Annotated in this window: 22 protein-coding genes; 8 read left to right on the top strand and 14 right to left on the bottom strand. The window is 72.1% G+C overall.

The window, feature by feature from the left end; genetic code table 11:
* Window positions 1-44 precede the first annotated feature (44 nt).
* The 4 genes from KF840_01415 to KF840_01400 all read right to left on the bottom strand — a co-directional run bounded on the left by KF840_01415 (window position 45) and on the right by KF840_01400 (window position 2,553).
* Entirely contained in the window at window positions 45-1,301 is a 1,257-nt protein-coding gene (locus KF840_01415) for a hypothetical protein (GenBank protein ID MBX3023547.1), read from the bottom strand.
* Window positions 1,302-1,382: 81 nt separating this feature from the next.
* Complete coding sequence (locus KF840_01410) at window positions 1,383-1,781, bottom strand: prepilin-type N-terminal cleavage/methylation domain-containing protein (protein MBX3023546.1); 399 nt, start codon at window positions 1,779-1,781, stop codon at window positions 1,383-1,385.
* Window positions 1,782-1,912: 131 nt separating this feature from the next.
* Entirely contained in the window at window positions 1,913-2,200 is a 288-nt protein-coding gene (locus KF840_01405) for a hypothetical protein (GenBank protein ID MBX3023545.1), read from the bottom strand.
* A gap of 125 nt (window positions 2,201-2,325) precedes the next feature.
* Complete coding sequence (locus tag KF840_01400; GenBank protein MBX3023544.1) at window positions 2,326-2,553, bottom strand: hypothetical protein; 228 nt, start codon at window positions 2,551-2,553, stop codon at window positions 2,326-2,328.
* A gap of 229 nt (window positions 2,554-2,782) precedes the next feature.
* On the opposite strand from KF840_01400, the gene psd reads away from it, so the two are divergent.
* Both psd and KF840_01390 read left to right on the top strand, forming a co-directional pair.
* Window positions 2,783-3,637, top strand: a complete 855-nt coding sequence (gene psd / locus KF840_01395; GenBank protein ID MBX3023543.1) for a phosphatidylserine decarboxylase — start codon at window positions 2,783-2,785, stop codon at window positions 3,635-3,637.
* Window positions 3,638-3,707: 70 nt separating this feature from the next.
* A complete protein-coding gene (locus KF840_01390; protein MBX3023542.1) occupies window positions 3,708-5,102 on the top strand; it encodes a hypothetical protein in 1,395 nt (464 codons plus the stop codon).
* 50 nt (window positions 5,103-5,152) lie between these two features.
* Here the strand turns inward: KF840_01390 and KF840_01385 are convergent, their stop codons facing one another.
* The 3 genes from KF840_01385 to KF840_01375 form a co-directional block, all read right to left on the bottom strand.
* A complete protein-coding gene (locus KF840_01385) occupies window positions 5,153-6,298 on the bottom strand; it encodes a lipid-transfer protein (protein ID MBX3023541.1) in 1,146 nt (381 codons plus the stop codon).
* A 67-nt stretch (window positions 6,299-6,365) separates the two neighbouring features.
* Window positions 6,366-7,499, bottom strand: a complete 1,134-nt coding sequence (locus KF840_01380; GenBank protein MBX3023540.1) for an amidohydrolase — start codon at window positions 7,497-7,499, stop codon at window positions 6,366-6,368.
* A 77-nt stretch (window positions 7,500-7,576) separates the two neighbouring features.
* Window positions 7,577-8,362: a hypothetical protein gene (locus tag KF840_01375; GenBank protein MBX3023539.1), complete on the bottom strand. Its 786-nt coding sequence runs from the start codon at window positions 8,360-8,362 to the stop codon at window positions 7,577-7,579.
* Between KF840_01375 and KF840_01370 the strand changes: the two genes are divergently transcribed.
* On the top strand, window positions 8,343-9,221 hold the full coding sequence (locus tag KF840_01370) for a prolyl oligopeptidase family serine peptidase (GenBank protein ID MBX3023538.1): 879 nt from the start codon (window positions 8,343-8,345) through the stop codon (window positions 9,219-9,221). The genes KF840_01375 and KF840_01370 overlap by 20 nt on opposite strands.
* A 9-nt stretch (window positions 9,222-9,230) precedes the next feature.
* On the opposite strand, the gene KF840_01365 is transcribed toward KF840_01370, so the two are convergent.
* Entirely contained in the window at window positions 9,231-11,345 is a 2,115-nt protein-coding gene (locus KF840_01365; protein ID MBX3023537.1) for a glycosyltransferase family 39 protein, read from the bottom strand.
* An 84-nt stretch (window positions 11,346-11,429) separates the two neighbouring features.
* Here KF840_01365 and KF840_01360 point away from each other — a divergent pair, with 84 nt between their 5' ends.
* Window positions 11,430-12,782 (top strand): sigma-54-dependent Fis family transcriptional regulator, encoded by a 1,353-nt coding sequence (locus KF840_01360; protein ID MBX3023536.1) that lies wholly within the window; start codon window positions 11,430-11,432, stop codon window positions 12,780-12,782.
* Between the two features lie 44 nt (window positions 12,783-12,826).
* Here KF840_01360 and KF840_01355 read toward each other — a convergent pair whose 3' ends face one another.
* From KF840_01355 to kdpF, 6 genes are all read right to left on the bottom strand, one after another.
* Window positions 12,827-14,659 (bottom strand): HAMP domain-containing protein, encoded by a 1,833-nt coding sequence (locus KF840_01355; protein MBX3023535.1) that lies wholly within the window; start codon window positions 14,657-14,659, stop codon window positions 12,827-12,829.
* Entirely contained in the window at window positions 14,656-15,795 is a 1,140-nt protein-coding gene (locus KF840_01350; GenBank protein MBX3023534.1) for a histidine kinase, read from the bottom strand. The genes KF840_01355 and KF840_01350 overlap by 4 nt, the downstream gene beginning before the upstream one ends.
* A 32-nt stretch (window positions 15,796-15,827) precedes the next feature.
* The gene (gene kdpC, locus KF840_01345) at window positions 15,828-16,418 is read right to left on the bottom strand and encodes a potassium-transporting ATPase subunit KdpC (protein ID MBX3023533.1); all 591 of its coding nucleotides are present in this window, start codon (window positions 16,416-16,418) and stop codon (window positions 15,828-15,830) included.
* Between the two features lie 11 nt (window positions 16,419-16,429).
* Window positions 16,430-18,472, bottom strand: a complete 2,043-nt coding sequence (kdpB, locus tag KF840_01340) for a potassium-transporting ATPase subunit KdpB (GenBank protein MBX3023532.1) — start codon at window positions 18,470-18,472, stop codon at window positions 16,430-16,432.
* A 93-nt stretch (window positions 18,473-18,565) separates the two neighbouring features.
* The gene (gene kdpA, locus KF840_01335) at window positions 18,566-20,287 is read right to left on the bottom strand and encodes a potassium-transporting ATPase subunit KdpA (protein ID MBX3023531.1); all 1,722 of its coding nucleotides are present in this window, start codon (window positions 20,285-20,287) and stop codon (window positions 18,566-18,568) included.
* Between the two features lie 9 nt (window positions 20,288-20,296).
* Window positions 20,297-20,386 (bottom strand): K(+)-transporting ATPase subunit F, encoded by a 90-nt coding sequence (kdpF, locus tag KF840_01330; GenBank protein ID MBX3023530.1) that lies wholly within the window; start codon window positions 20,384-20,386, stop codon window positions 20,297-20,299.
* Window positions 20,387-20,778: 392 nt separating this feature from the next.
* On the opposite strand from kdpF, the gene KF840_01325 reads away from it, so the two are divergent.
* From KF840_01325 to KF840_01310, 4 genes are all read left to right on the top strand, one after another.
* Entirely contained in the window at window positions 20,779-20,988 is a 210-nt protein-coding gene (locus KF840_01325) for a hypothetical protein (GenBank protein ID MBX3023529.1), read from the top strand.
* Window positions 20,989-21,937: 949 nt separating this feature from the next.
* Window positions 21,938-22,828 carry a hypothetical protein gene (locus KF840_01320; GenBank protein ID MBX3023528.1) on the top strand — a complete coding sequence of 297 codons (891 nt, stop codon included), beginning with the start codon at window positions 21,938-21,940 and terminating at the stop codon, window positions 22,826-22,828.
* Window positions 22,829-22,911: 83 nt separating this feature from the next.
* On the top strand, window positions 22,912-23,637 hold the full coding sequence (locus KF840_01315; protein ID MBX3023527.1) for a transposase: 726 nt from the start codon (window positions 22,912-22,914) through the stop codon (window positions 23,635-23,637).
* Window positions 23,638-23,787: 150 nt separating this feature from the next.
* A complete protein-coding gene (locus KF840_01310) occupies window positions 23,788-24,135 on the top strand; it encodes a transposase (GenBank protein MBX3023526.1) in 348 nt (115 codons plus the stop codon).
* Window positions 24,136-24,205: the final 70 nt, after the last annotated feature.

Raw genomic sequence — 24,205 nt, 5'->3', positions numbered from 1 at the left:
GCGACGCCGGGCATCGCCATTCGCGCCCGCGCCCGCCGGCGGGGTCAGGACGCCCACTTCAGCAGGCGGGCGCCGCCGGGCTCGATCACCCAACTGAGGGAACGCGCCGGCTGCCAGCGGCCGTCGACCAGCTCGAGCGGCGGCGCGACGCCGGGGCGCAGGCGGAGGGTGGCGGTGGCGCCGTCGCGATAGTCGCGGTTCACCACCAGCGCGGCGATGCCGTCGCCGTCGCCGAAGAAGCCGATGGTGAAGTCGCCGCCGTCGACGCCGGCGAGCGGGCCGATCGGCAGCGGCGCGGCGACCTCGCCGCGCGAGTCGGCGACGGCGAGCGAGCGCCAGCCGGCGAGCGCGTCGCCGGCCGCCCGCAACTGGCGGTTGATGCGCTGCACCTGGAAGTAGCGCGCGGTTGGCCGGCCGGCGTCGAGCAGGCCGCGCCGATGATGCCAGTCGCTCTCCCCGGAGGGCGTCCAGTAGGTGAAGTAGGAGACGCCGCGGGCGCCGTACGCCAAGGCGTGGAACGCCTGCCAGGAGAGCTCGCCTTCGCTCGGCGCGCGGTAGGGGCCGTGCGGCATGGCGAGCGCGATCCAGAGGAACGGCAGGTCGTGGCGCAGCGCGGTCTCGCGCAGCGCCGCCAGGTTGGCGAAGAAGGTCGAGCGATCCTTGTGCTTGCCGAACGGGTAGTAGTCGACGCTCAGCATCCGCGGGCGGACCTCGGCGACGAAGCGTTCGAGATAGTCGGGATAGGACTCGGCCTCGAGCAGCGGCGGCGGCACGTAGTCGGGCAGCAGGTTGATGTAGGCGAGCCGCGCCGGGTCGGCGGCGCGCAGCGCCGCGACCACCGGCGCCAGGCGCGGAAACTGCGACGTGATCGGCTCGTCGGCCACCACGTAGCCGGCGAGCGCCGGCGCGGCGCGGTAGGTGTCGACCACCGCGGCGGTGAGCGCGCTGCCATCGGCCGCGCCGGCGGCGGCGGAGTACAGGCGGTGGTCGGCGACCCAGGCGCGCAGGCCGTGGCGTTCGGCCAGCGCCAGCATGCGCAGGTTCTCGGCGGGTTCGAGGTCGCCCTCGCACGGGGCGCCGAGGGTGGTGAACCCGGCGGCGGCGATCTCGGCCATCCGCGCATCGTCGAGCACCGGCAGGGGCGGCGCGCACCAGAAGGTGAGGATGAATGGCTGATCGACGGCGGAACCGCGGGGCGCCGGGCGGACGGCGCAGGCGGCGAGCAGGGTGGCCAGGGCGGCCAGCCCGAGGACCCACCGGGCCGGTGGCGACGTGCTGGCGCGTGCTCGGCTTCCCTTCACCCTGGCCCCTCTCCGTCAGGAGAGGAAACCCGAACCGGCGGCGGCGCGCAAAGGGGCGGCGAGGCCCACCCGCGCGGATCGTCAGTTGATCATGCCGCCGGCGGCGCTGTCGTAGGTGAAGGTGCGCTTGCCGCCGTTCGAAGCGGCGGTGCCGGTGAACGTCGGCTGGGCGCCATTGTCGGCCGTCATGGCGATCGACACGGTGTTGGACAGCCGGAAGTCGGGCAGTTGGCTGGCGCAGGTGGCGTTGGCGCAGTCGAGGTAGTCGCCTTCGATGAGGAAGTACGCCTCCTGGGCGTTGGCGGCGTTGCGCAGGTCGGACTTCGCCTGCGCGTCGAAGGCGATCTGCCGATAGCTGAGGACCTGGGGCAGCGCGATCGCGGCCAGGACGCCGATGATCGCCACCACCATCAGCAGTTCGATGAGCGTGAGCCCGCGCTCGGCGGCTCGCGATTTGCCCTGGCTGCGCAGCTTTCGCACGGCACCCCTCCTCGCGTCGCAAAGACCAACAAACGTGCCAAGAAACGGACGTCGGTCACCGGACGGGAAAGCGCCGAATCGGGCTCTGGCCGCACGACTTCGAACGGCAGCGAACGGCCATCAGTGTCAATTCACTGACGATGCCGTGTCACCGATGGGCGCGGCGCGTCGCCGCGCTTGCTGCGGCGTCCGCTGTGCGGCGAGCGCGCCGCATGCGGCGCGACCGGTGTCAGGGTGCCGATGTCCAGGGTCGCGTCCACGTCCGTCGCGACCGCGTCGAGCGCGCAGCGCAGGCAGGTCGCCATTGCCTCGAGCCGGCACTGCATCCGGTCGGCGCGCCGCCCGCACCGGTCGCATGGCTCGGCGGCGCCGGCGGCGGCATCGAGCAGGAGCACGACGCGGCCGACGGCGACGCGCACGCGGCCCCAGCGGGCGATCGCGGCGCGAATCGTCTGCGCCAGGACCTGGCGGTCGTAGGGCGAACGCGCCGGCAGCGTGAGCCGCCAGTCGATCGCCGCAGCCGCTCCCGGTGGCGCGGCGGCGCTCAGAGGTAGAGCAGGAACAGCCGCTGGAAGCCCTGCTGGCGGAACGCCAGCGGCGCGTCCTTCCAGAAGTTGGGCTCGAGGTAGGCGGGGTGTTCGCACAGGCATTGCCGGCAGTGGGGGCAGATCTTCGACGGCTCGCCCTCGAGGTGGCTGCACCACGTCGCGGCGAAGAGATCGAACTCGATGCGGCACAGCGGACAGGGAACGCGGTGAGTCACCTTTGGCATCGCCGTCCGGGCGCGACTGGCGAGGAGCATACTGGAGCGTGGTGACAGGGGCATGAGGGGGAAGTGAAGAGTCGGAGTCGCGACGGCGGATCCGACTGGAGAGACGAGCGCGTCCAGCGCTTTGCTGCGCCCATGAGAAAATGTCAGACGGCCGCAATTCGCCTCCGCGCCAGCGCGCTTCGTCCGGCATCGCTGGCGTGGCGCGCGGTGGCTGTGTAGGGACCCCGGGATGTCATCGCACCGGATCGCCCTGGCGCTGCTCCGGGCGCTGCCCACGCACGCGCTGTCGCGCGGCGCCGGGTGGCTGGCGGCGCGCCGGCTGCCCCGCCCGTTGCGCGCCCCGGCGGTGCGCGCGTTCGGCCGTGCGGTGGGCGTCGACTTCTCCGAGGTCGCCGAGCCGCTCGAGGCCTTCGAGAGCGTGCAGGCCTTCTTCACCCGTCGGCTGCGCGACGGCGTCCGGCCGATCGACGCCGCCCCGGACGCGCTGGTGTCGCCCTGCGACGGCGCCTGGGGCGCGGCCGGGCGCATCGAGCAGGGACAACTGCTGCAGGTCAAGGGCCGGCACTACGACTGCGCCGCGCTGCTCGGCGATGCCGCGGCGGCGGCGCGGTTCGAGGGCGGCGCCTTCGCCACGCTCTATCTCTCGCCGCGCGACTACCATCGCTTCCACGCCCCGTGCGCCGGCCGGGTGCGGCGTGCCGTCCACATTCCGGGGGCGCTCTGGCCGGTGAACCGCATCGGCGTCGAGGGCATCGCCGGTCTGTTCGCGGTCAACGAACGGCTCTGCGCCTTCCTCTCCGTCGCCGGCGCGAGCGAGGAGCTGGCGTTGGTCGCCGTCGGCGCCACCATGGTCGGGAAGGTTCGGGTGACCTTCGACGACCTCACCACCAACCGCCGCACCCGCGCGCTGGAGGCGCGCGGCTACGGCGACGGCATTCCGCTCGCCAAGGGCGAAGAGTGGGGCCGTTTCGAGTTCGGATCGACGATCGTGCTCGTCGCCGCCCCCGGCCTGCTGACCCTGGACGTCCAGCCCCCGGGCACCGCCGTGCGGCTGGGCCAACGCATCGGCACCCTCCACCGCTGACACGCCGATGCCCGCCGCTGGAGCCCGGCATGGCTGACGACGGTCGCGCGTTCGGGAGCGACCACGCCTGATGTCCGGGCTGCCGGCGGAGCCGCGGCGCGATCGCCGCGTCGGCATCGTTCTGCTGGTGGCGGTGATCGCCGGCCACGCCGCCATCCTGCTCCGCCAGCCGCTCGTCGGCGCGGCGGAGAACGGCGACTTCTGGCGGGTCATGAGGCCGGCCGGCATCGTGCCGCTCGACGCGCGCGAGGCGGTGATCCACCAGTACGTGAGCCCAACCTACGGCGTATCGACCGCCCACCTCGGCGCCGGGTTCTCGTCGGCGGCGCTGCTCGCGGTGGCCGCGAAGGCGCTCGGAATCGGCATGGGGGCGGCGGCGCTCGACATCCGCCAGGTCGGGGCGGTGTACCTCCTGCTGTACGCGCTCGCCCTCGCGCTGGCGATGCGCGCCGGCGTGCCGGCGCTGCTCTGCGCCCTGCTCGCCTGGGCGGCGCTCGACGTGTCGTACTCGCTCTACTGCAACAGCTTCTTCGCCGACCCGGCGGCCCTGCTCGGCGTGCTCGCCGTGGCGCTGGCGCTGCTCGCCGGCGCCGGCGACGCGCGCGGCTGGATGCGGCCGGCGCTGCTCAACGGCGCGGCGCTGCTCGCGGGTTTCAGCAAGAACCTCTACATGCTGACCCCGTTCGTGGTCGCGGCGGCGGTGCTGGCCCGGCCGATGCGCCCGTGGGCGGCCCACCTGCGCGCCGCGGCGCCGCTGCTGGTGGCGCTGCTGCTCGCCGGCGCGCTCACCACCTGGCACTTCACCGCCGGCGGCGGCTATCGCTTTCCCGACATCAACAACCACCACGTCGTGTTCCGCGGCGTCGCCGAAGTCGCCGACGACCCGGCGCGCCTGCTCGCCGAGTTGGGCGTCGATCCAGGGCAGGCGCCCTTGGTCGGTCGCGCCTACTTCGAGCTGAACGCGGCGGAACGCGACCGCTCCGCGGCGGCGCTGCGCGATTTGTCGCGCGTCCGCGTCGTGCTCGCCTACGCCCGCGATCCGCGTCGTGTCACGCGCGCGCTGCCGCGCCTGCTGCCGGCGCTTCGCCAGACCACGGCCGCCGATCCGAGCTTCGCCGACCGCGCGCGACCGCCGGCGGTCTACCGCGGGTGGTGGCAGTTCGCGCGCCTGCGCGGCGCGCCCCTCCCGCTCGTCGGGTTCCTGCTCGGCGTCGGCCTGCTCGCGCTGGCGCGGGCCGCCCTGGCGCGCCGCTGGGACGGGAGGCACGCCGCGTTGTCGTTCCTGTTCATGAACGCCGTCGTGCTGGTGATCGCCAGCGTGCTCGGCGACGGCTTCTTCGGTCTGCCCCGCCACCTGATGGGCGCCCGCTTCTCCATCGACCTGGCGCTGGCGTTGATCCTGTACGGGATCTGGCTCCGGCTGCGAGGCGGGTGGCCGCGGCGGTGGCGCCGCGCGCCGGGGTGAGGCCATCTCCCCGCGGCGGAGTGCGCCGCGCGGCGGCCCGGCGCCGTGGCTCAGTGGTCGCGGCCGAGGATGAGCGCGCTGGTGGGGACGCTGGTCGAGCTGGTGACCAGCACGTGATCGACGCGCGTCAGTTGGCAGGTGGAGGTGCCGCGCAACTGCCGCACCGCTTCGACCACGTGGTTCATGCCCTGGATGTAGCCTTCGGAGAGCGAGCCGCCGTGGGTGTTGACCGGCAGGTCGCCGTCGGGCCACTGCAGGTGGCCGTCGGCGGCGAAGCGACCGCCCTCGCCGCGCGGGCAGAGGCCGTAGTCCTCGAGCGCGAAGAGCACGAACGGGGTGAAGGAGTCGTAGATCTGGGCGCAGTCGATGTCGCGCGGGCCGAGTCCCGCCTGACGATAGAGCACGTCGGCCGCGGCGCGGCCCGAGGACTCGAGCGGGAAGGGCTTGTTCCAGTCGAGCATGCGCCCGACCTGGGCGCCGGTCGCCTGGGTCGCGGCACGCACCAGCGCCGGCGGCCGCGGGCCGTGGCGGGCGCGGTCGGCGGCCGTCAGCACCAGCGCCGCGGCGCCGTCGGATTCGAGGCAGCAGTCGAGCAGACGCAGCGGGTCGCTCACCGGTCGCGACGCCTGGTGATCGGCGACCGTGATCGGCGTGCGCTTCTGCGCCAACGGATTGCGCGCCGCATGGGCGCGGCAGGCGACGGCGATGGCGCCGAGCTGGGCGCTGCTGCTGCCGCGCTCGACCATGTGGCGGCGCATCAACAGGGCGACGTGATCCGCCGGCCGCAGCAGGCCGTACGGAGCGGCGAACTGCGCGTCGCCGCCGATGCGCGGGCCGCCCTGCGCCCATGGCCGTCCGCCGGAAGCGCGCTTGCGCACCCGCCAGCAGACGACGGTGGTCGCCAGCCCCGCGGCGATCGCCATCGCCGCCTGCGCCACCATGCCGCAGGTGGCGCCGCCGCCGTACGGCACCTGGCCGAAGAAGCGCAGGTTGTGGATGCCGAGGGCGCGGGCGACCGCGTGCTCCTCGGTCTCCTCCATGGCGTTCTTCACCAGTCCGTCGACGTCGCGCGGCGACAGCCCGGCGTCGTTGAGGGCGGCGACGATCGCCTGCGTCGCCAGCGACAGGTCGCTGCCGCCAAGCCGGGCTGCGAACGGCGTCTGATGGATGCCGACGATGGCGGCGGAGTCCCGCATGAGCGGGGATGGAGGCGAGGGGATGCGGGTCAGGGGCTCCCAACCCCATCCCCCCGACCTGACTTCCTCAGTTGCCCAGGCCGTACAGCTCGATGCAGTTGCCGGCGAGGATGCGCTGCCGCTCCTCCGCCGGGACGCCGAGGAACATCTCGTCGATGACTTTGCGCGAGTACGGCCAGTCGGCGCCGTGGTGCGGGTAGTCGGTGGACCACATCATGTTCGCGACACCGACCGCGTGCCGGTTCTGGACCCCGTAGTGGTCGACGATGAAGGTCGTCATCCAGTGGCGGCGGAAGTACTCGCTCGGCTGGTGCTTGAGCGTGCTCTTGGCCCAGCCGCGATTGCGCCAGTAGCGGTCGTCCATCTGTTCGAGGAAGTACGGCACCCAGCCGGCGCCGCACTCGACCCCGACCATCTTCAGCTTCGGGAACTTGTCGAACAGGCCCCAGAAGATGGTCTCGCCGACGATCAGCGGCATGGTGGTGAGGCCGGCGGCGCTGAAGCCGGTGAGCGCCGCCTCGCCCTTGCGGGCGATGTTGCCGATCTGCTCGCGCTGCTGGCCGCGGTGCACCAGGCTGATGTGCACGCTCACCGGGACGTTCAGCTTCTCCGCCTCGGCCCAGAAGGGATCGCAGTCGTCGTCGAGGAACGGCTTGCCCGACGGCCAGCTCGAGATGACGACGCCGCGCAGGCCCATCTTGTGGCAGCGCTGCATCTCCGCGATCGCCGTCTCGACGCCGAGGTTGGGGATCTGCGCCTGGCCGACGAAGTGTTGCGGCGCCTTGCCGACGAAGCCCTTGGCGAGCCAGTCGTTGTAGCCCTGCACGCCGGCGAGGTGGAACTCCTTGTCCTCGTCGAGCATGAAGTGGCGCATGGTGCGCTGCGGCGGGTAGATGACCTCGAGCTGGACGCCGTCCTCGAGCATCTCCTTGACCCGCGCCGTCGCTTCGAAGCAGCCCTGGTTGATGGTGTCGTACTTCGAACCACCCCAGCGCAGTTGGTCGTAGCTCTTGCCGCGGGTCTTGGTGACGAGACCGATGGTCATCGGCCGCCCGCCGTCGTGAAAGTCCCAGGCGTCGCCGCCTTCCTCGTCCTTGGTGAGCTGCGGGGCGCGCTTGCGGAACTCGCTCGGCAACCACTTCTCCCACAGGTCCGGCGGTTCGATGATGTGCGAATCGGCCGACACGATGTCGTACTGCATCGGAGGGTCTCCTTCTGGCTAACAGTCGTTAGCCTCGCGTAACAGAGGCGGCGCGGCGCCGTCAAGCGCGATGTCGGCTACCGCCCGCCGTCGCAGGTCGGGAGCCGCTCGGGCGCCGTGAACGCCGCGGGGGTCAGCGCCGGCGGGTTGACGCAGGCGGCCTGGATCGCCTCCTCGGCGACGCGCTGGCCGCCGGCGAAATAGGTGGCGCGGAACGGCAGGGTGACGCCGCCGACGCGGCGCGGATCGTCGTAGCGGGCGCTGGCCGGGCCGCTGGCCAGCGGCGAGAGGTCGAGGGGGCCGTCGATCGAGGTCAGGAGGGCCCGTCGGTCGAAGCCGAGCCGGTAGGTGCCGCCGTCGGCGAAGGTGACGCGCAGTCCCTCGCGGGCGCCGGCCGGCACCTCGTCGGCGGGCAGCTCGGCGACGCTGACGTCCGGCGCGGTCAGGCCGTCGAGCAGCGAGACGGCGGTCCAGCGCGCGTGGCTGCGCAGCGGCGCCGTCGGGCTGGCGTCCACCGAGGTCGCCGCGGCGCCGATGTACGCGCGCACGGCGCCGCCGTCGAAGATGTAGGTGTCGGGCTCGCCGGCGGTCTCGATGCGCCAGGCGTAGAGACCTGGCGACAGGTAGACGCGCGCATACCGCCAACGGCCGGGCGCGCCGCTGTAGACGCGCGCCGCGGCGTCGAGGACGACGCCGTGCAGCGGGCCGCCGCGGGCCGCCAGCGCGCGCTCGAGCAGCGGGCGGGTCGCGCAGCCGCACGACAGCAGCGCGGCTGCGATCGCCAGCCCGAGGGGGGCGAGCGGTTGTCCAGCGAGCCACCGCTCGCGTAGCGTGGGTCCTGCGATGCCGACCCGCCTCTTCATCCTGCTCGTTCCCTTGCTGGTCGCCTGCGGCGCGGTGCGGTCCGACGATGGCGCGGCGCCGCCGGGCCCGCCCACCACGACCTACCTCGTCAAAGAAGCGACCCTGGTCAATGGCGCGGTCACCGTCCGTCTCAACATTCCGCTGCAGCCGAGCGGGCCGAAGCCGGCCGTCATCGCGCTGCTCGGCGACACCCACCCGATCGTCGCCGCCGGCTTCGTTGCCGCCACCTACACCGTGCGCTGGGGATTGCTGGGGCCGGCGCCGACGCCGGCGCCCGATGCCGCCGTGGTCGGCAAGTGGGTCCTGGCCTCGCCCAGCGAGGCCGTGCTCGGCGAACGCTACCTGCGCGACATCTCGACCACCGCCGACAAATTCGTGCCGGCGGTGGTCGACTGGCTGATCGCCCAGCCGGAGGTCGATGCGAAGCGCCTGGGTTTCGTCGGCGGCTCGACCAACGGGTTCATCGCCCTGCGCGCCGCCGCGGTCGATCAGCGCATCGGCGTCGTCGTGGCGATCGCCGCGTGCGCCGACTACCAGCGCTTCCTCCAGGGGTCGGCCATGGGCATGAACGGCCAGCCGCTGCGTCTGGCGCCGGACTACGCGGCGTGGATGCGGACCCAGGAAGTGATCCGCGATCCGGCCGCGATCACCCACGCGGCGCTGCTGATGGTCAATCGCGCCGGCGATCCGCTCATCCCGGTCGACTGCGCCGACGAGACGGCGCGCATCCTCACCGACGCCTACGCCCGCGCCGGCGATCCCGCTCGCTTCCGCTATCTCCGCCTGGACGGCGAGGGCCACGGCATGAGCGGGCCGGAGGTCGAGGCCGCGCTGGAGTGGCTGCAGCGGTGGCTGTAGCCGTTCGGGTCATGGAGCGAACGCGTCCGGCGGCACCGGTTCCTTCTTCTGCCGCGGGGCCGACCACTCGATGCGCAGGCGCAGCGTCGGCGGCACGCCGCGCAGCGCCAGCTCGACGGCGTGCCAGCCGGCGGTGAGCGCGTCGCCCGGACCGACCTCGCGGTCGTCGATCCGCATCGTCCAGGCGCCGTTGCTGTCGACGTCGAGCCGGTAGCCGTCGGCGGGGATCCGCAGGCGGCCGCTGAAGCGCGCGCTGAACGGCGCCGAGAAGGTCGGCGTGAGGAAGGCATAGAACGGATACGGCTCGCGGCGGACCAGCGTGTGCGAGCCGAAGTCGTAGTCGGCGTTCAGGCCGATCGGCGGCTGCAGGCGCGGGTGCGCCAGCGCCGCGCGATCCACCGCCACGAAGCCGGCGACCGGCCGGGGCGGGTCGGGCCAGGAGGCGAGTGGCCACCAGCGGTCGAGGAACCACGAGCGCAGCGCCGGCTCGTGCCGCAGCGACAGGGGGCCCGCCTCCGGGTAGATGGCGCGCACGGCGTCGGCGGCCGGCAGCGCCGCTTCGCTCATCATGAAGAGCGCGCCGCGCGGCGGCGGCTCGCGCAGCGGCAGCACGTCGGCGAGGCTTGCCACGGGCTCGATGTCGAGATGCCAGGCGCGCGCCAGGAAGCGGAAGGTTTCGTGGTTGGCATCGAAGACGTCGGCCAGCAGGTAGCCGGTCCAGCCGGCGCCGCGGCGGCGCAGGGTGCGCGCCATCTCGACCAGCCGCTCGCCCTGGTACCAGTGGAACAGCGGATGCGTGTAGACGCGATAGAAGTAGTACTGCGAGTCGATCAGCGGCACCGCGATCGCGAGCGCCAGCGCCGTCGCCCGCAGGGCGGGCAGGGTCGAGGCCCGCGCCGCCGCCAGCATCTGCGCCAGCGGCAGGGCCGACCAGATGTAGAGCGGCGGCGTCGCCAGCAGCGAGCGGTAGAGGCGCGGCGCGCCGCCCGAGAGAATGCCCGGCGCGAGGCCGATCGCCACCCAGACGAGCAGCAGGACGTGGCGCGGCTGACGCCAGCCGAGGAGGCTGGCGATCAGCCCGTGCGCCAGCAGCGCGCCGACCACGACGTTGAACGCGGGATCGAAGCCGAGGCCGAACCAGTGGTATTCGGGGCCCTGCTGGTAGTGGAACATGCCGAGCGTGCGCCAGGTCGCCTCCCACAGCGGCCGCCAACTGTGCGCCTCGCGCATGGTGACCCAGATCGACGTGGCGTTCACCCGATGGGTGAGCGCGTCCGGATCGCGGACATAGCCGACGATCGCCGGCGCGAGCGCCGCCGCGAACACCAGCAGCAGGAGCAGCAGCGTGCCGCCGCCGATCCGGCGCGCCGGCGATCGGCGCTGCTGCCGCCACGCCGCGGCGACGTAGGCGACCGCGATCAGGGGGGCGATGCGGGTCGCGTGGTAGGTGCAGACCGAGAGCGCCAGGGGGATGCCGGCGACGACCACCCACCAGCGGCGCGCGGCGCTCCAGCCCTGCACCAGCAGCGCCAGGCCGGCGAGCAGGAGGAATTCGCCGGTGATGATCTGCACCAGTTGCTTGGCGTGCGTCAGTTGCGGCGGCGAGGAGGCGTAGATCAGCGCCGCCAGCAGGCCGGCGCGGGCGCCGAAGAGCGGCGCGGCGATCGCGTACAGCAGCGGCGCGCCGGCGATGCCCATGAGCACGCCCGGCAGACGCAGCGTCCACAGGTCGGCGCCGAAGAGGTGGAACGCCGCCGCGACGGGATAGCTCGACAGGGCGTGAAAGACGCTGTGGGCATGCGCGACGAGGGCGAAGGGCGAGGTGATCCTGCCGTCGAGCACGTCGAACGCCAGCAGGCCGTTGATCGCGTCGTCGCCCCACAGCCCCGGCTGGTCGAGGCGGTAGCAGCGAAAGCCGGCCGCCACCGCCGTCACCCCGAGCAGCAACCAGCGGCGCGCGCGCGGCGCCAGCTCCGGCGGCGGCGGCACCGTCCACAGCGACACCGGCCAGCGCAGGAGCAGGGCGCCGATCGCGAGGCCGAGCAGGCCGAGCGGATGGCCGAGCGCCAACGCGCGCGCCCCGGCGAGGCCGGCGACGGCGGAGAGCAGGCTCGCGACGAGCACGCGGCACGCTTACCGCGCCGCCGCTGGCCGGTCCACGGCGTCGGCGTGGCGCGCGCCCGAGCCCCGCGCTAGCATCGCGGGGCCATGACGGACCGGCCGGGGTTGCGGGTGCTCGTCATCGACGACGAGAAGAACATCCGCGCCACCGTCGCGATCTGCCTCGAAGGGCTCGGCTGCGCGGTCACCGGGGTCGCCACCGCCGACGCGGCGCGCGCCGCCGTCGCCGCCGCCGGCTACGATCTCGCCTTTCTCGACCTCCGCCTCGGTGACGCCAGCGGGCTCGATCTGCTGCCCGAGCTGCTGGCGCGCCGGCCCGACCTCGACGTGGTGATCATCACCGCCTACGCCACCATCGACACCGCCGTGGAGGCGATGCGCCGCGGCGCCCGCGACTACCTGCCGAAGCCGTTCACGCCGGCGCAGATCCGGCACGTCGTCGAACAGGTCGCCGACCGCCAGCGCCTGGTGCGCCGGGTGGCGGCGCTGCAGTCCGAGCTGGCGAGCGCGACGCCGGAGGTCGAGCTCGACAGCGACGCGCCGGCGATGCGCGCCGTGCTCGACGTGCTGCCGCGCGTCGCCGCGTCGGACGCGACGGTCTTGCTGCGCGGCGAGAACGGCACCGGGAAGGGGGTCGTCGCGCGCGCCCTGCACGCCGGCAGCCCGCGCGCCGCGCGGCCGTTCGTCACCGTCAACTGCCCGACGCTCTCCGAGGAGCTGCTGGCGAGCGAGCTGTTCGGGCACGCCCGCGGCGCCTTCACCGGCGCGGTGCGCGATCAGCCGGGGCGCGTCGAGGCGGCGGACGGCGGCACCCTGCTGCTCGACGAGATCGGCGAGATCTCGCCCGGCCTGCAGGCCAAGCTGCTGCGCTTCCTGCAGGAGCGCGAGTTCGAGCGCGTCGGCGAGACCGAGACCCGGCGCGCCGACGTGCGTCTCCTCGCCGCCACCAACCGCGACCTCGAGGCCGACGTGAAGGCCGGGCGTTTCCGCGAGGACCTGCTGTACCGGCTGAACGTCGTCGAGCTGCGCCTGCCGCCGCTGCGCGAGCGGCCGGAGGACATCCTGCGCCTGGCCCGCCACTTCCTCGTCTTCTTCGCGCGCGCCGCCCGGCGGCCGGTACCGGAGCTCTCGCCCCCGGCGGCGCAGGCGCTGGTCGCCTACCCGTGGCCGGGCAACGTGCGCGAGCTGCGCAACGCGATCGAGCGCGCCCTCATCCTGTGGCCGGCGCCGGTGCTGGTGCCGGCGGCCTTTCCCGAGCGCATCGCCGCCCAACCGTCAGCCGGCCCCCGGCTGGGCGGCGACTGCACGCTCGACGAGATCGAGCGCGAGCACATCCTGCGCGTCATCGCCCGCACCGCGACGCTCGACGACGCGGCCCGCATTCTCGGCATCGACGCGTCGACCCTGTACCGCAGGCGCAAGCGCTACGAGGGCGGCTGACGCCGTCGGTCGCGGCGCCGATCTCCGGGTCGCGGCGCCGGCCGTCACGCGCTGGCGTCGACCGGCAGCGTGAACCAGAAGGTGCTGCCGCGGCCCACCTCGCTGTCGACGCCGATGCTGCCGCCGTGGGCGGTGACGATCTCGCGGGCGATCGAGAGACCCAGGCCGGCGCCGCCCGGAGCTTCCGGTCCCTGGGCGAATTTTTCGAAGATGACGTCGCGCCGCGCCGGGTCGATGCCGGGGCCCTCGTCGCGGACCTCGACGCGGACGCCGCCGTCGCCGGCGAGGGCGCGCGTCGTCACCGCGGCGCCAGGGGGCGAGTGACGGATGGCGTTGGTCAGCAGGTTGGCGAACACCAACTGCAGGCGATCCTCGTCGACCACGACCTCGGGCAGGCCGGCCGCCACCTCGGCGGCGAGCACCACCTGTCGGTCGGCGGCGACGGCGCGTTGGGCGTCGAGCGCGCTGCTGACGAGGTCGCGCACCGCCGCCGGCCGCCGCCGCAACTGCAGGCGGCCGCCCTGCAGCCTGGCCAGGTCGAGCAGCTCGTCGACGATGCGCTGCAGGCGCTCGCAGTCCTCGCGCGCCGCCTGCAGCAGGTCGGCCTGGCGGTCGCTGAGCGGGCCGGCGACCTCCTCGAGGCAGAGATGGATGGCCATGTGCAGCGAGGTGAGCGGCGTGCGGAACTCGTGCGCGACCGTCGCGACGAGATCGTTCTTCAATTGGTCGAAGCGGTGCAGACGGGTGACGTCCTGGAGGATCACCGTCGCGCCGGAGATGCTGCCCTGTTCGCCGTACACCGGCGTCGCCCGCGCCAGGTAGTACAGGTCGCCATCCCCCGCCGCGGCGCGGCGCACCGCGTCCTCGAACAGGCGCGGCACGTAGGCGCCGCGGCCGCTCAGCACGTGGGTGCGGGCCTCGTCGATCACGGCCCGCAGCGGCGGCTCCAGGCGGTCGAGCGCGGCGCGCGTGCTGCCCGCCTGGCCGATGCCGAGCACTTCCTCGGCGGCGCGGTTGACGATCAGCACCTCGCCCTCGGCGTCGAACACCAGGACCGCGTCGGGCAGGCTGTCCACCGCCGACTGCGCCGCCTGCTGCGCCAGCAGCAGCTCGCCGAGCGAGCTGCGCCGGTAGCGGTCGATGCGTTCCGCCATGACGTTGAACGTCGCCCCGAGCTGCGCCAGCTCGTCGCGGCCGTCGACCGGGACGCGGGCGCCGAAGTCGCCGCTGCCGATGCGATCCGCCGCCGCGCGCAGCGCGCTGAGCGGGCCGAGCAGACGGGTGGTGAGCAGCGACGACACCAGGAAGCCGATCGCCAGGGCGGCGGCGGTGGCGAGCAGCATCGCCGAGACCGTGCGTTCGGCCTCGGCGCGGGCGCGGTCGCTCTTGCGCACCATCGCGTCCTGGTTGAGCTCGAGGATGCGCGTCGCGGTGGCGCGCACGGCGAGAAACGCCGGCGCCAGCTCGTCCACGTAAGCGGCGCGCGCCGCCGCGGGGTCCAGTCCGGGCAGGGCGGACAGGCGGTCGCGATACGCCTGCCAGCGCTGCGTCAGCTCCGCCGCCAGGACCGGTTCGCCGGCTTCGGTGAAGTTCCGCTGCTCCACCGCCAGCTCCGCCTCGAAACGGCGCGTCTGCTGTTCGATCATCGCGGCGTCGATCGCCCCCAGGCCGGTGAGATGGAGGAGCGCGGCGCGGTCGAGGGCCTCGGCCGCCTCGCTCATGCGTTGCGCCGCCAGCACGCTGCGGTAGTTCTCGGTGAGGATCGCGCCCGCGCCGGCACCCAGCGAGGTGCTCGAGCGGATGGCGACGAGGGCGATCAGCAGCAGCGCCACCGCCAGCGGCGCCTGCGCCAGTAGCACCTTGACGCGGAAGCTCACGCGTTCTCCTCGCGCTCGAGCGACACGATGTGGAGGTCGAAATCGTCGGCTGCGCGCAGCATGCGGTGGACGAAGGTCAGCCCGAGCCGCTGTCGCCAGCGCGGCTGCTGCGAACGGCCGATCAGGATGTGGGACACCCCGTGCGTGCGCGCGAACTGCAGCAGCGCCGGCACCGGATCGGCGGCCTGCAGGCGGCGCACCTGGGCGCCCAGCTCGGTGGCGCGCTCGATGTTGTCGAGCAGGCGCCGCTGCGCCTCGGCGTCGATGCGCGTCGGCGCCTCGCCCGGCGTCTCGACGTAGACGACGAACCAGTCGGTGTTGAGCCGCCCGGCCATGCGCGAGCCGCGGCGCAGCAGCTCGGCGGCGCGCGGCGACGCCGAGGCGAGGCACACCATCACCCGACCGGGAGTCGGGGCGCGCGTCTCACCGCCGCCCGGCGTCGCGCTGGCGCGCGAGTCGAGCCGCTCCGCCACCTCGCGCAGCGCCAGCTCGCGCAGGCTGGACAGCTTCTCCTCCTTGAAGAAGTGGTGCAGCGCCCACTCGACCTTGTCGGCGGCGTAGATCTTGCCGCTGCGCAGGCGTTCGAGCAGGTCCTCGGCATCGAGGTCGAGGTTCACCACCTGGTCCGCCTGCTTGAGCAGCGTGTCGGGCACCGTCTCGCGGATGGTGACGCCGGTGGCGCGTTCGACGACGTCCTTCAGGCTCTCGAGGTGCTGGACGTTGAAGGCGCAGATGACGTTGATGCCGGCGGCCAGCAGCTCGAGCACGTCCTGATAGCGCTTGCGGTTGCGCGAGCCGGGGACGTTGGTGTGGGCGATCTCGTCGACCACCGCCACCTGCGGGTGGCGCGCCAGCACGGCATCGAGATCCATCTCCTCGACGCGCAACCCGCGGTACTCGACCTGCCGCCGCGGCACGGCCGGCAGGCCCGGCAGGAGGGCCTCGGTCTCCGGCCGGCCGTGCGTCTCGACGAAGCCGAGCACCACGTCGACGCCGCGCTGCCGCAGGGCGTGCGCCTCCTCGAGCATGCGGTAGGTCTTGCCGACGCCGGCGGCGGGGCCGATGTACACCTTGAGCCGCCCGCGCTTGGCGCGTTCGACGATCTCGAGGAAGTCCTCTGGGCGGCGCGCGGTCACGAGCCTCCTACCGTGGAGCGGCGCTCATCGGCTCACCGCGGCGTCTTTCCGAACTGGCGATCCAGCGCCAGGTTCACGAGCAGGACGTTGACCCGCGGCTCGCCGAGGACGCCGAAGGTCCGGCCCTCGACGCTGTCCTCGATGAGCGCCAGCACGCGTTCGGGCGCCACGCCGCGCGCGCCGGCGATGCGCGGCACCTGCCAGCGCGCCGCCGCCGGCGAGAGGTGCGGATCGAGGCCGCTGCCGGATGCGGTCACGAGGTCGGCGGGGATCGGTCCCGGCGCCTCGGGGTTGCTCGCGCGCAGCCGCGCGATCTCGGCGGTGATGCGGTCGCGCAGCGTCCGCGAGGTGGGGCCGAGATTCGAACCGCCGGACGCGGTGGCGTCGTAGCCGTTGGCTCCGGCCGCCGAGGGGCGTGGCCAGAGGTACTCGGGGCGGGTGAAGGCCTGGCCGATCAGCTCCGAGCCGATGACGGCGCCGGTCCCGTCCCGCAGCAGACTGCCGTTGGCGCGGTAGGGAAAGAGGCCCTGCGCCAGGCCGGTCATGAGCAGCGGGTAGACGATCCCCGTGAGCACCAGGGTCACGGCGGTGGCACGCAGCGCGGTGAGCAGGATGGAGCGCATCGGGGTTCTCCTCACACCAGGCCGACGGCGGCGAGCGCCATGTCGATGAGCTTGATGCCGACGAAAGGCGCGATCACGCCGCCGATGCCGTAGATCAGCAGCGAGCGCCGCAGCAGCGCCGCGGCGCCGAGCGGTCGGTACCGCACGCCGCGCAGCGCCAGCGGGATGAGCAGAATGATGATGATGGCGTTGAAGATCACCGCCGAGAGGATGGCGCTGAACGGCGAGGTGAGGTGCATGACGTCCAGCGCCTTCATTTCGGGGTAGGCGACGACGAACAGCGCCGGCAGGATGGCGAAGTACTTGGCGACGTCGTTGGCGATCGAGAACGTCGTCAGACAGCCGCGGGTCATCAGCAACTGCTTGCCGACCTCGACCACCTCCAGCAGCTTGGTCGGGTTGGAGTCGAGGTCGACCATGTTGCCGGCCTCTTTCGCCGCCTGCGTGCCGGTGTTCATGGCCACGCCGACGTCCGCCTGCGCCAGGGCCGGGGCGTCGTTGGTGCCGTCGCCGGTCATCGCCACCAGCTTGCCCTTGGCCTGCTCGTTCTTGATGAGCTGCATCTTGGTTTCCGGCGTGGCCTCGGCGAGAAAGTCGTCGACCCCCGCCTCGCGGGCGATCGCCGCCGCGGTGCGCGGGTTGTCGCCGGTGATCATCACCGTCCGGATGCCCATGGCGCGGAAGCGGTCGAAGCGTTCCTTGATGCCGCCCTTGACCACGTCCTTGAGGTGGATGATGCCGAGCAGGCGGGGGCCGTCGGCGACCGCGAGCGGCGTGCCGCCGGTGTCGGAGATGCTGTGGACGATGGCGTCGAGCCCGGGCGGCAAGTGGCCGCCGAGCGACTGGACGTGGGCGGCGACGGCGTCGACCGCGCCCTTGCGCACCTGCCGGCCATCGAGATCGCAGCCGCTCATCCGGGTATGGGCGCTGAACGGAATGAAGTGCGCGCCGAGCTCGCGCACGTCGCGGCCGCGGAGCTTGTACTGCTCCTTCACCAGCACGACGATCGAGCGCCCTTCCGGCGTCTCGTCGGCGAGGCTGGCGAGTTGCGCCGCGTCGGCCAGCTCCTCGGCCGTGACGCCCGCCACCGGGATCAGCTCGGTCGCCATGCGGTTGCCGAGGGTGATGGTGCCGGTCTTGTCGAGCAGCAGCGTGTCCACGTCGCCGGCCGCCTCGACCGCTCGGCCGCTCATGGCCAGGACGTTCTTGCGCAGCAGCCGATCCATGCCGGCGATGCCGATCGCCGACAGCAGGCCGCCGATGGTGGTCGGAATGAGGCAGACCAGCAGCGCCACCACCACCGTCACCGGCAGCGTGACGTGCGAATAGAGGGCGATCGGCACCAGGGTCGCGCAGGCGATGAGGAAGATGATCGTCAGGCCGACCAGCAGGATGTGCAGCGCGATCTCGTTCGGCGTCTTCTGCCGCGCCGCGCCTTCCACGAGCGCGATCATGCGGTCGAGGAACGACTGCCCGGGGTCGGTGGTGATGCGCACCACGATGCGGTCCGACAGCACCTTGGTGCCACCGGTGACGGCGGAGCGGTCGCCGCCGCTCTCGCGGATCACCGGCGCGGATTCGCCGGTGATGGCCGACTCGTCGACCGAGGCGATGCCTTCGATGACCTCGCCGTCGCCGGGAATCAGCTCGCCCGCTTCGACGACCACCGTGTCGCCCTTGCGGAGCTGGGACGCCGGCACGGCCTCCTCGCGGCCGTTGCTGAGGCGGCGGGCGGTGGTGTCCTGGCGCATCCTGCGGAGGCTCGCGGCCTGCGCCTGACCGCGCCCCTCGGCGACCGCTTCGGCGAAGTTGGCGAAGATCACGGTGAACCAGAGCCACAGGCTGATGGTGGCGGTGAACCACGGCGGCGCGGTGTGGATGCCGGTCGCCAGGTCGCGCACGAAGACCAGCGTCGTCAGCGCGCTGCCGATCTCGACCACGAACATGACGGGATTTTTCGCCACGTGCCGCGGCGCCAACTTGCGCAGGCTGGCGATCGCCGCCTGGGCGAGGATGTCCGGGTCGACGAGCGAGAGCTCGCGAGCTTTGGTCATCGTGTCCTCACTCCCTCACGCCGAGACGCGGCGGCACGGAGGCGACCGCGCTCCGCTCCCTGTTGCCGTGACTCCGGGTGACGATCGCGGTCATCAGAAGAAGCGGCCGGCGTTGGCGAGGAAATGCTCGACGATCGGCCCCAGCGCCAGCGCCGGGAAGAAGGTGAGGGCGCCGACGATGATGATGACGCCGATCAGCAGGACGACGAACAACCCGCCGTCGGTCGGGAAGGTGCCCGCCGAGGGAGGCACGGTCCGCTTGCCGACCAGCGAGCCGCCGATCGCCAGCATCGGCACCATCATCAGGAAGCGGCCGGCGAGCATCGTCAGCGCGAGCGTGGTGTTGTACCAGGGCGTATTGGCATTCAGGCCGGCGAACGCCGAGCCGTTGTTGCCGGCGCCGCTGGTGAACGCGTACAGCATTTCGCTCAGCCCGTGCGGGCCGGCGTTGTTGAGCGACGACAGACCGTACGGCGCGACCGCCGACCAGGCCGCGAAGCCCAGGATGAGGAGCGGAAAGATCAGCACGTACAGCATGGCGAGCGTGATCTCGCGTTGCTCGATCTTCTTGCCGAGGTACTCCGGGGTGCGGCCGACCATCAGGCCGGCGATGAAGACGGCCAGCAGCACCATCACCAGCATGCCGTACAGGCCGGCGCCGACGCCGCCGAAGATGACTTCGCCGAGCATGATATTGACCAGCGGCACCAGGCCGCCGAGCGGCGTGAAGCTGTCGTGCATCGCGTTGACGGCGCCGCACGAGGCGTCGGTGGTGATGGTCGCGTAGAGCGCCGAGTTGGCGACCCCGAAGCGCACCTCCTTGCCCTCCAGGTTGCCGGCTCCCTGGTCGACCGCCAGGCCCTGCATCACCGGGTTGCCGCCGGCCTCGAAGTGGTACGCGACGCCGACGCCGACCAGGAAGAGCAGCGCCATGGCGGTGAACAGCGCCCAGCCCTGCTTCTGATCGCGCGCCATGCGGCCGAAGGTGTAGGTGAGCCCGCCCGGGATGGCGAAGATCAGCCACATCGAGAGGAAGTTCGACAGCGGGCTCGGGTTCTCGAAGGGATGCGCGGCGTTGGCGTTGAAGAAACCGCCGCCGTTGGTGCCGAGTTGCTTGATCGCCTCCTGTGAGGCGACCGGGCCCATCGCCAGCGTCTGCCTGACGCCCTCGAGCGTCGTCACGTCGACGTACGGGCCGAACGTCTGGATCACGCCCAGCGCCACCAGCACGAGTCCGATGACGATGCTGATCGGCAGCAGCACGTAGATCGTGGCGCGGATCAGGTCGACCCAGAAGTTGCCGATGCCGCGCGTGCCGTCGGCCGCCGGTTGCCGCGTCAGGCCGCGCGCCAGGGCGATGGCGGCCGCCATGCCGGCCGCCGCCGAGGTGAAGTTGTGCCAGGCCAGGCCCGCCATCTGGGTCAGGTAGCTCATGGTCGCTTCGCCGGCGTACCCCTGCCAGTTCGTGTTGGTGGTGAAGCTGACCGCGGTGTTGAAGGTCGAGTCCGCGCTCACCGCCGGCAGCCCCTGGGGGTTGAACGGCAGTACGCCCTGCAGGCGCTGGATGGCGTAGGTGACGAGCACGCCGAAGAGACTGAAGGCGAGCAGCGACAGGGCGTAGTCCGTCCACGGCTGCTCGCGCGTCGGGTCGACGCCGCACAGCCGCAGGAGGCCGCGCTCGATCGGGCCGAGCAGGCGCGGCGCGGGCTGCCGCGCGCCCTCGAAGACATCGTACATGAAGACGCCGAGCGGTCTGGTGACCGCCACGACCGCGGCGAAGAAGAGCAGGATCTGGAACCAGCCGACGAGCTCCATCGCTCGATCCTAGAAGCGCTCGGGACGCAGCAGCGCGTACGCCAGGTAGGCGCAGATCAGGACGGCGATGACGCCGCCGACGACGTAGTCCAGGGCCATGCCGCCGTCCTCTTCAGAGCCTGTCGCAGCCGCGCACGTAGGCGGCGGCGATCGCGAAGAACACGACCGTCACCAGGATGAAGATCAGGTCTGCCATGCCTCACTCCTCCGCATGCCGATTCAGCAAGCACGGGGCCAGCGATTCCGTGTCCGCATCTCGCCTCGATGCATAGCGGAACATCGTGCATCCCGCCCGATGCGCCGCCCGGAGGCGCGCTCCACCGGTCCGGGCGCTTGGGGAAACGCGCTGATTCGATGACTTGGCGCCGGGCAGTTCGCACGATCCGGGAGCTGGCGGCGCCGGCGGGTCGTGGACCCGGCGGTGAGCGGGCGCGCGTCGCCGACGCCGTGGCGCCGCGCGCCGGCTGGTGTGGCGATTGCTCCGCACCGGCATGGATTCGGAGGCGACGATGATCGACTTCACGCTGTTCGGCTGCACCCTGGCGTTGCTGCTGGTTGGCGTCTGGTACGCCTGCTCGACCAGCAACGTCGGTGGCGAGGATGTGATCGAGGACGACGGTCGCGGCCAGCCGCCGCCGGTTCGCAAGGTGGTCCGGTGGTCGCGGCGAAGCGCTCGGCGCCGCGGCGGTCGCGAGCACTGACCGCCCGCCGCGTCGCCGTCGCGGTGGCGCGGCCGGAGCGTGCGCTCCCGGGTTCTCCGTCGCTGCGGACGGCTCGACGGCCGATCGCTGCGGCGCACCGGTCGGCGCATACCTAGTAATCGACCTTGATGCGACAAAAGACTTTCACCACGGAGGCACGGAGACACGGAGAGTACTGATCTCGAAGCCCGCCCAGCGTTCATCCCAACGTTCATTAGAAATGGAGTGAGAAGAGGCCCCGCGCCTTCGCTATGGCACCGAGCCCTCCGTGTCTCCGTGCCTCCGTGGTGAGGAGTTTTCTGTCTCATCAAGGTCGAGCTCGCGCGCGCATCGTGGATGGCAACGGCGCGCCCGCGACGAGCTCAGCATTGGGAACCGATCATTCGGCGGCGGCGGAAGGCAAGGGCGGCGCGCCTCGCTGGAGCGCGTCGGAGGTCCACGCTCGCATTGCTGGCGCGCATCGTCTTCGCCGCTTCCGGCAACGCCAACGGCGAGGCGGACGCCGCGCGCCGTGCCAGCGCGGGGCCCACTGACTGCGGCGCATCTATTCAACGCCCTCGTCGCGTCGTCGTGCCGATGCACCATAGTGTAAATCGACATGCACACGTGACAGGCGAGATGAATGCGCGCGATAAGTGCCCGCGTCCACGACGTGAATTGGCGGACGAGCGGTGACGGAATGATAGTTCTCCACCAAGCTAGAAATCGCACAGCGATGCTGTCCTGTTGCGGGCGAGCCCGCGGGTGGGTCGAGGCGTGCGGCGCGGCGGCGGGGGGCGTAGCGCACCTCAGGCTGCGATCGCCGCTTCGCGGCCGAGCAGCGACCATTGTCCGACCACGCGAACGCTCCGGGCGGCGCGCGCCGAACGGGGAATCGCAGCGGCCGGCGCCGCGCCGCGGTTGCATGGCAGAGGCGCGAGCGCTGGAATCGCACCGGGAGGGCAACTGCATGGCTCGCTGTGATCGGCAGGGGTTGTGGGCGCGCGTCGCCGTGTTCGCCGCGCTGGTGCTCTGTCTGGGGGCGCAGGCCGCGGCGGCGGCGCTGGCGCGGCGCGGCGGGGAGTTCCGACTCAACAGCGTGACCGAGGGCGACCAGCAGCTCCGGCAACTGGTGGCGATGCCGGACGGCGGTTTCGTCGTGCTCTTCCAGAACCCCGGCGGCGTCGCGGTGCGGCGCTTCGACGGCAACGCCGAGCCGCTCGGTCCGGATGTGCAGGTGAACGCCATGCACGGCGGCATCAACCCGGTGGCGCGCGCCGCTGTCTCCCCGGACGGCACGCTGCTGGTGGTGTGGATGGCGCTGATCCCGTTTCGCGGCTTCCCCGAGCCGGTCACCGCCATCGTCGGCCAGCGCCTCGACGCCACCTTGCAGCCGATCGGCCCGCTCCTGAGCATTTCGCAACGGCCGTACCCGATCGGCAGCGAGCCGTCGGTGGCGGCGATCGGCCCCGGGCAGTTCGTCGTCGCCTGGCAGGACGACACGCCGCAATTCCCCCGCGGTCGGGTGCGCCTCGTCGACCGCGACGGACTCGGCGCCTCGGTCCCGATCACCGCCGGGACGCAGTACTATTTCGTTCCCACGTGGACCGAGCCGAGCGGAACGTACCTGGTCGCCTGGTACGAGCCCTGGTTCGCCGAGGTCCGCGCGCGCGCATTTCGCGGCATCGAGCCAACCGGCCCGTCCTACAAGGTGAGCTCTGTCATCACCGGTTTCTTCGAGGGACCGGTGCTGTGTACGCAGCCCGGCGGGCAGATTGCCGTCGGCTGGTCGACAGATGGGGATGATTTCGAAGAGTCGAGGCCTGTAATCTTTGCGAGGTATGACCGCTATGGAAGGTAGTGTCGGCTGATTGGTGGAAAAGCGAAAAGGCGTCATCATCCGGCGAGTTGTAACCCACAGCTCGCGCCCGCTGGCCAGAGCGGGTGCCGGAGGATGACGCCATGGGAAGCGATAGCAAGGGGACGAGACCGGGAGAAGCGTTCGGCCGCGATTCGATCGAGCAGGTGATGCGGGAGCGGATTCGGGAGACGATCGAGGTGTTGGTCGAGGAGGAGCTGGAAGCGGCGCTGGGCGCGGCGAAATCGGCGCGAGTGGGCGGCGAGCGAGTGGGCTATCGCCACGGCCGGCGGCCGCGGACGTTGAAGCACCAGCGCGGGACCGACGACGTTCGCGCTGCCGCGTCGCCCGGCTGCGACGCCGCCGGCGAGGCGCAGTGGCGCAGCGCGATGTTCGAGCGCTACGCGCGGCGCACACGGCGCGGGTCGACGAGGGCTGTTGGGGATCTACAGAGCGGCACCAGCACGCGGCGTACGCAGGGCGCGGCGCCGTGCTGCGCGGCGCGCCGCTGGGGGACGCGATCTCGCGCGCCTGGTCGGGCGTTGCGCAGAAGACTTCTACGTGGAGCCAGCGGGACCTGGCGGCCGAGCAGATCCGCTACCTGTTTCCTCGACGGCTGGTATCCACGGGTCCACATCGGCAAAAGAAGCGGGTACGGTCCCGGTGCTGGTGACATGGGGACGTGCGCGGACGGGCGGCGGGTGCTGCTCGATCTGCGCGTGGCGAGGGCGAGGAGAGCACGGCCACCGCCTGGCAGGAGGTGTTGGAGGCGCTGCAGAAGCGCCAGCGCTGGGACGCGGTGTTGGCGGTGATCGACGGCAACCCGGCCTGGAAGGCGGCCCCCTGCTGGCGGGCGACCTGGCCGCAGCTCGACAGTACAGCGCTGCACCAATCACAAGCTCTGAACCTGCTCGCCAAGGCCCCGGCGCACCTGCGCGAGAACCGCGGAGGGACTGCAACGGATGATCTACCGCACGACGGCAGCCGACGTGGAAGGCGCGCGTGGCGTTCAGCCGCAAGTGGAAGCTGCGCTGCAAGGCGGCGTGGAGCAGCTTCGAGGAGGCGGGGATCGCCTCTTCACCTTCCTGCGCTATCCCGTGGCGCAGTGGAAGGCGCTGCGCACCACCAACGCGCTGGAGCGCATCAACGAGGAGTTCCGCCGCCGCACCAAGACCCAGGCGAGCCTGCCGAGCGAGGATGCCGTCCTGCTGCTGCTCTTCGGCCTGATCCGCAGCGGGCAGATCACCTTGCGGCGCATGGTCGGCTGGCAGGAGATGCCGGCGGTTACCCAACGGAGCAACGCGGCCTGACCGCATAGAGTCCATTACTGGTTACGCTGCCGGATGCGAGGCGCGACTCTTTTCCACCACTTGACCGACA

It is taken from the genome of bacterium, assembly GCA_019637795.1.
Lineage (GTDB): Bacteria > Desulfobacterota > Binatia > HRBIN30 > CADEER01 > JAHBUY01.
Note: the sequence above shows the minus strand (reverse complement) of the source record. Positions and strands in the feature narration are given on the sequence as shown.

What these genes read in the sequence shown, in the direction of transcription:
- KF840_01400 (MBX3023544.1), bottom strand. Translation starts at nt 2,553, where the DNA reads ATGCCAAAGGTGACTCACCGCGTTCCCTGTCCGCTGTGCCGCATCGAG.
- psd (MBX3023543.1), top strand. Translation starts at nt 2,783, where the DNA reads ATGTCATCGCACCGGATCGCCCTGGCGCTGCTCCGGGCGCTGCCCACG.
- KF840_01390 (MBX3023542.1), top strand. Translation starts at nt 3,708, where the DNA reads ATGTCCGGGCTGCCGGCGGAGCCGCGGCGCGATCGCCGCGTCGGCATC.
- KF840_01385 (MBX3023541.1), bottom strand. Translation starts at nt 6,298, where the DNA reads ATGCGGGACTCCGCCGCCATCGTCGGCATCCATCAGACGCCGTTCGCA.
- KF840_01380 (MBX3023540.1), bottom strand. Translation starts at nt 7,499, where the DNA reads ATGCAGTACGACATCGTGTCGGCCGATTCGCACATCATCGAACCGCCG.
- KF840_01370 (MBX3023538.1), top strand. Translation starts at nt 8,343, where the DNA reads ATGCCGACCCGCCTCTTCATCCTGCTCGTTCCCTTGCTGGTCGCCTGC.
- KF840_01375 (MBX3023539.1), bottom strand. Translation starts at nt 8,362, where the DNA reads ATGAAGAGGCGGGTCGGCATCGCAGGACCCACGCTACGCGAGCGGTGG.
- KF840_01360 (MBX3023536.1), top strand. Translation starts at nt 11,430, where the DNA reads ATGACGGACCGGCCGGGGTTGCGGGTGCTCGTCATCGACGACGAGAAG.
- kdpC (MBX3023533.1), bottom strand. Translation starts at nt 16,418, where the DNA reads ATGCGCTCCATCCTGCTCACCGCGCTGCGTGCCACCGCCGTGACCCTG.
- kdpB (MBX3023532.1), bottom strand. Translation starts at nt 18,472, where the DNA reads ATGACCAAAGCTCGCGAGCTCTCGCTCGTCGACCCGGACATCCTCGCC.
- kdpA (MBX3023531.1), bottom strand. Translation starts at nt 20,287, where the DNA reads ATGGAGCTCGTCGGCTGGTTCCAGATCCTGCTCTTCTTCGCCGCGGTC.
- kdpF (MBX3023530.1), bottom strand. Translation starts at nt 20,386, where the DNA reads ATGGCCCTGGACTACGTCGTCGGCGGCGTCATCGCCGTCCTGATCTGC.
- KF840_01325 (MBX3023529.1), top strand. Translation starts at nt 20,779, where the DNA reads ATGGATTCGGAGGCGACGATGATCGACTTCACGCTGTTCGGCTGCACC.
- KF840_01320 (MBX3023528.1), top strand. Translation starts at nt 21,938, where the DNA reads ATGGCTCGCTGTGATCGGCAGGGGTTGTGGGCGCGCGTCGCCGTGTTC.
- KF840_01310 (MBX3023526.1), top strand. Translation starts at nt 23,788, where the DNA reads ATGATCTACCGCACGACGGCAGCCGACGTGGAAGGCGCGCGTGGCGTT.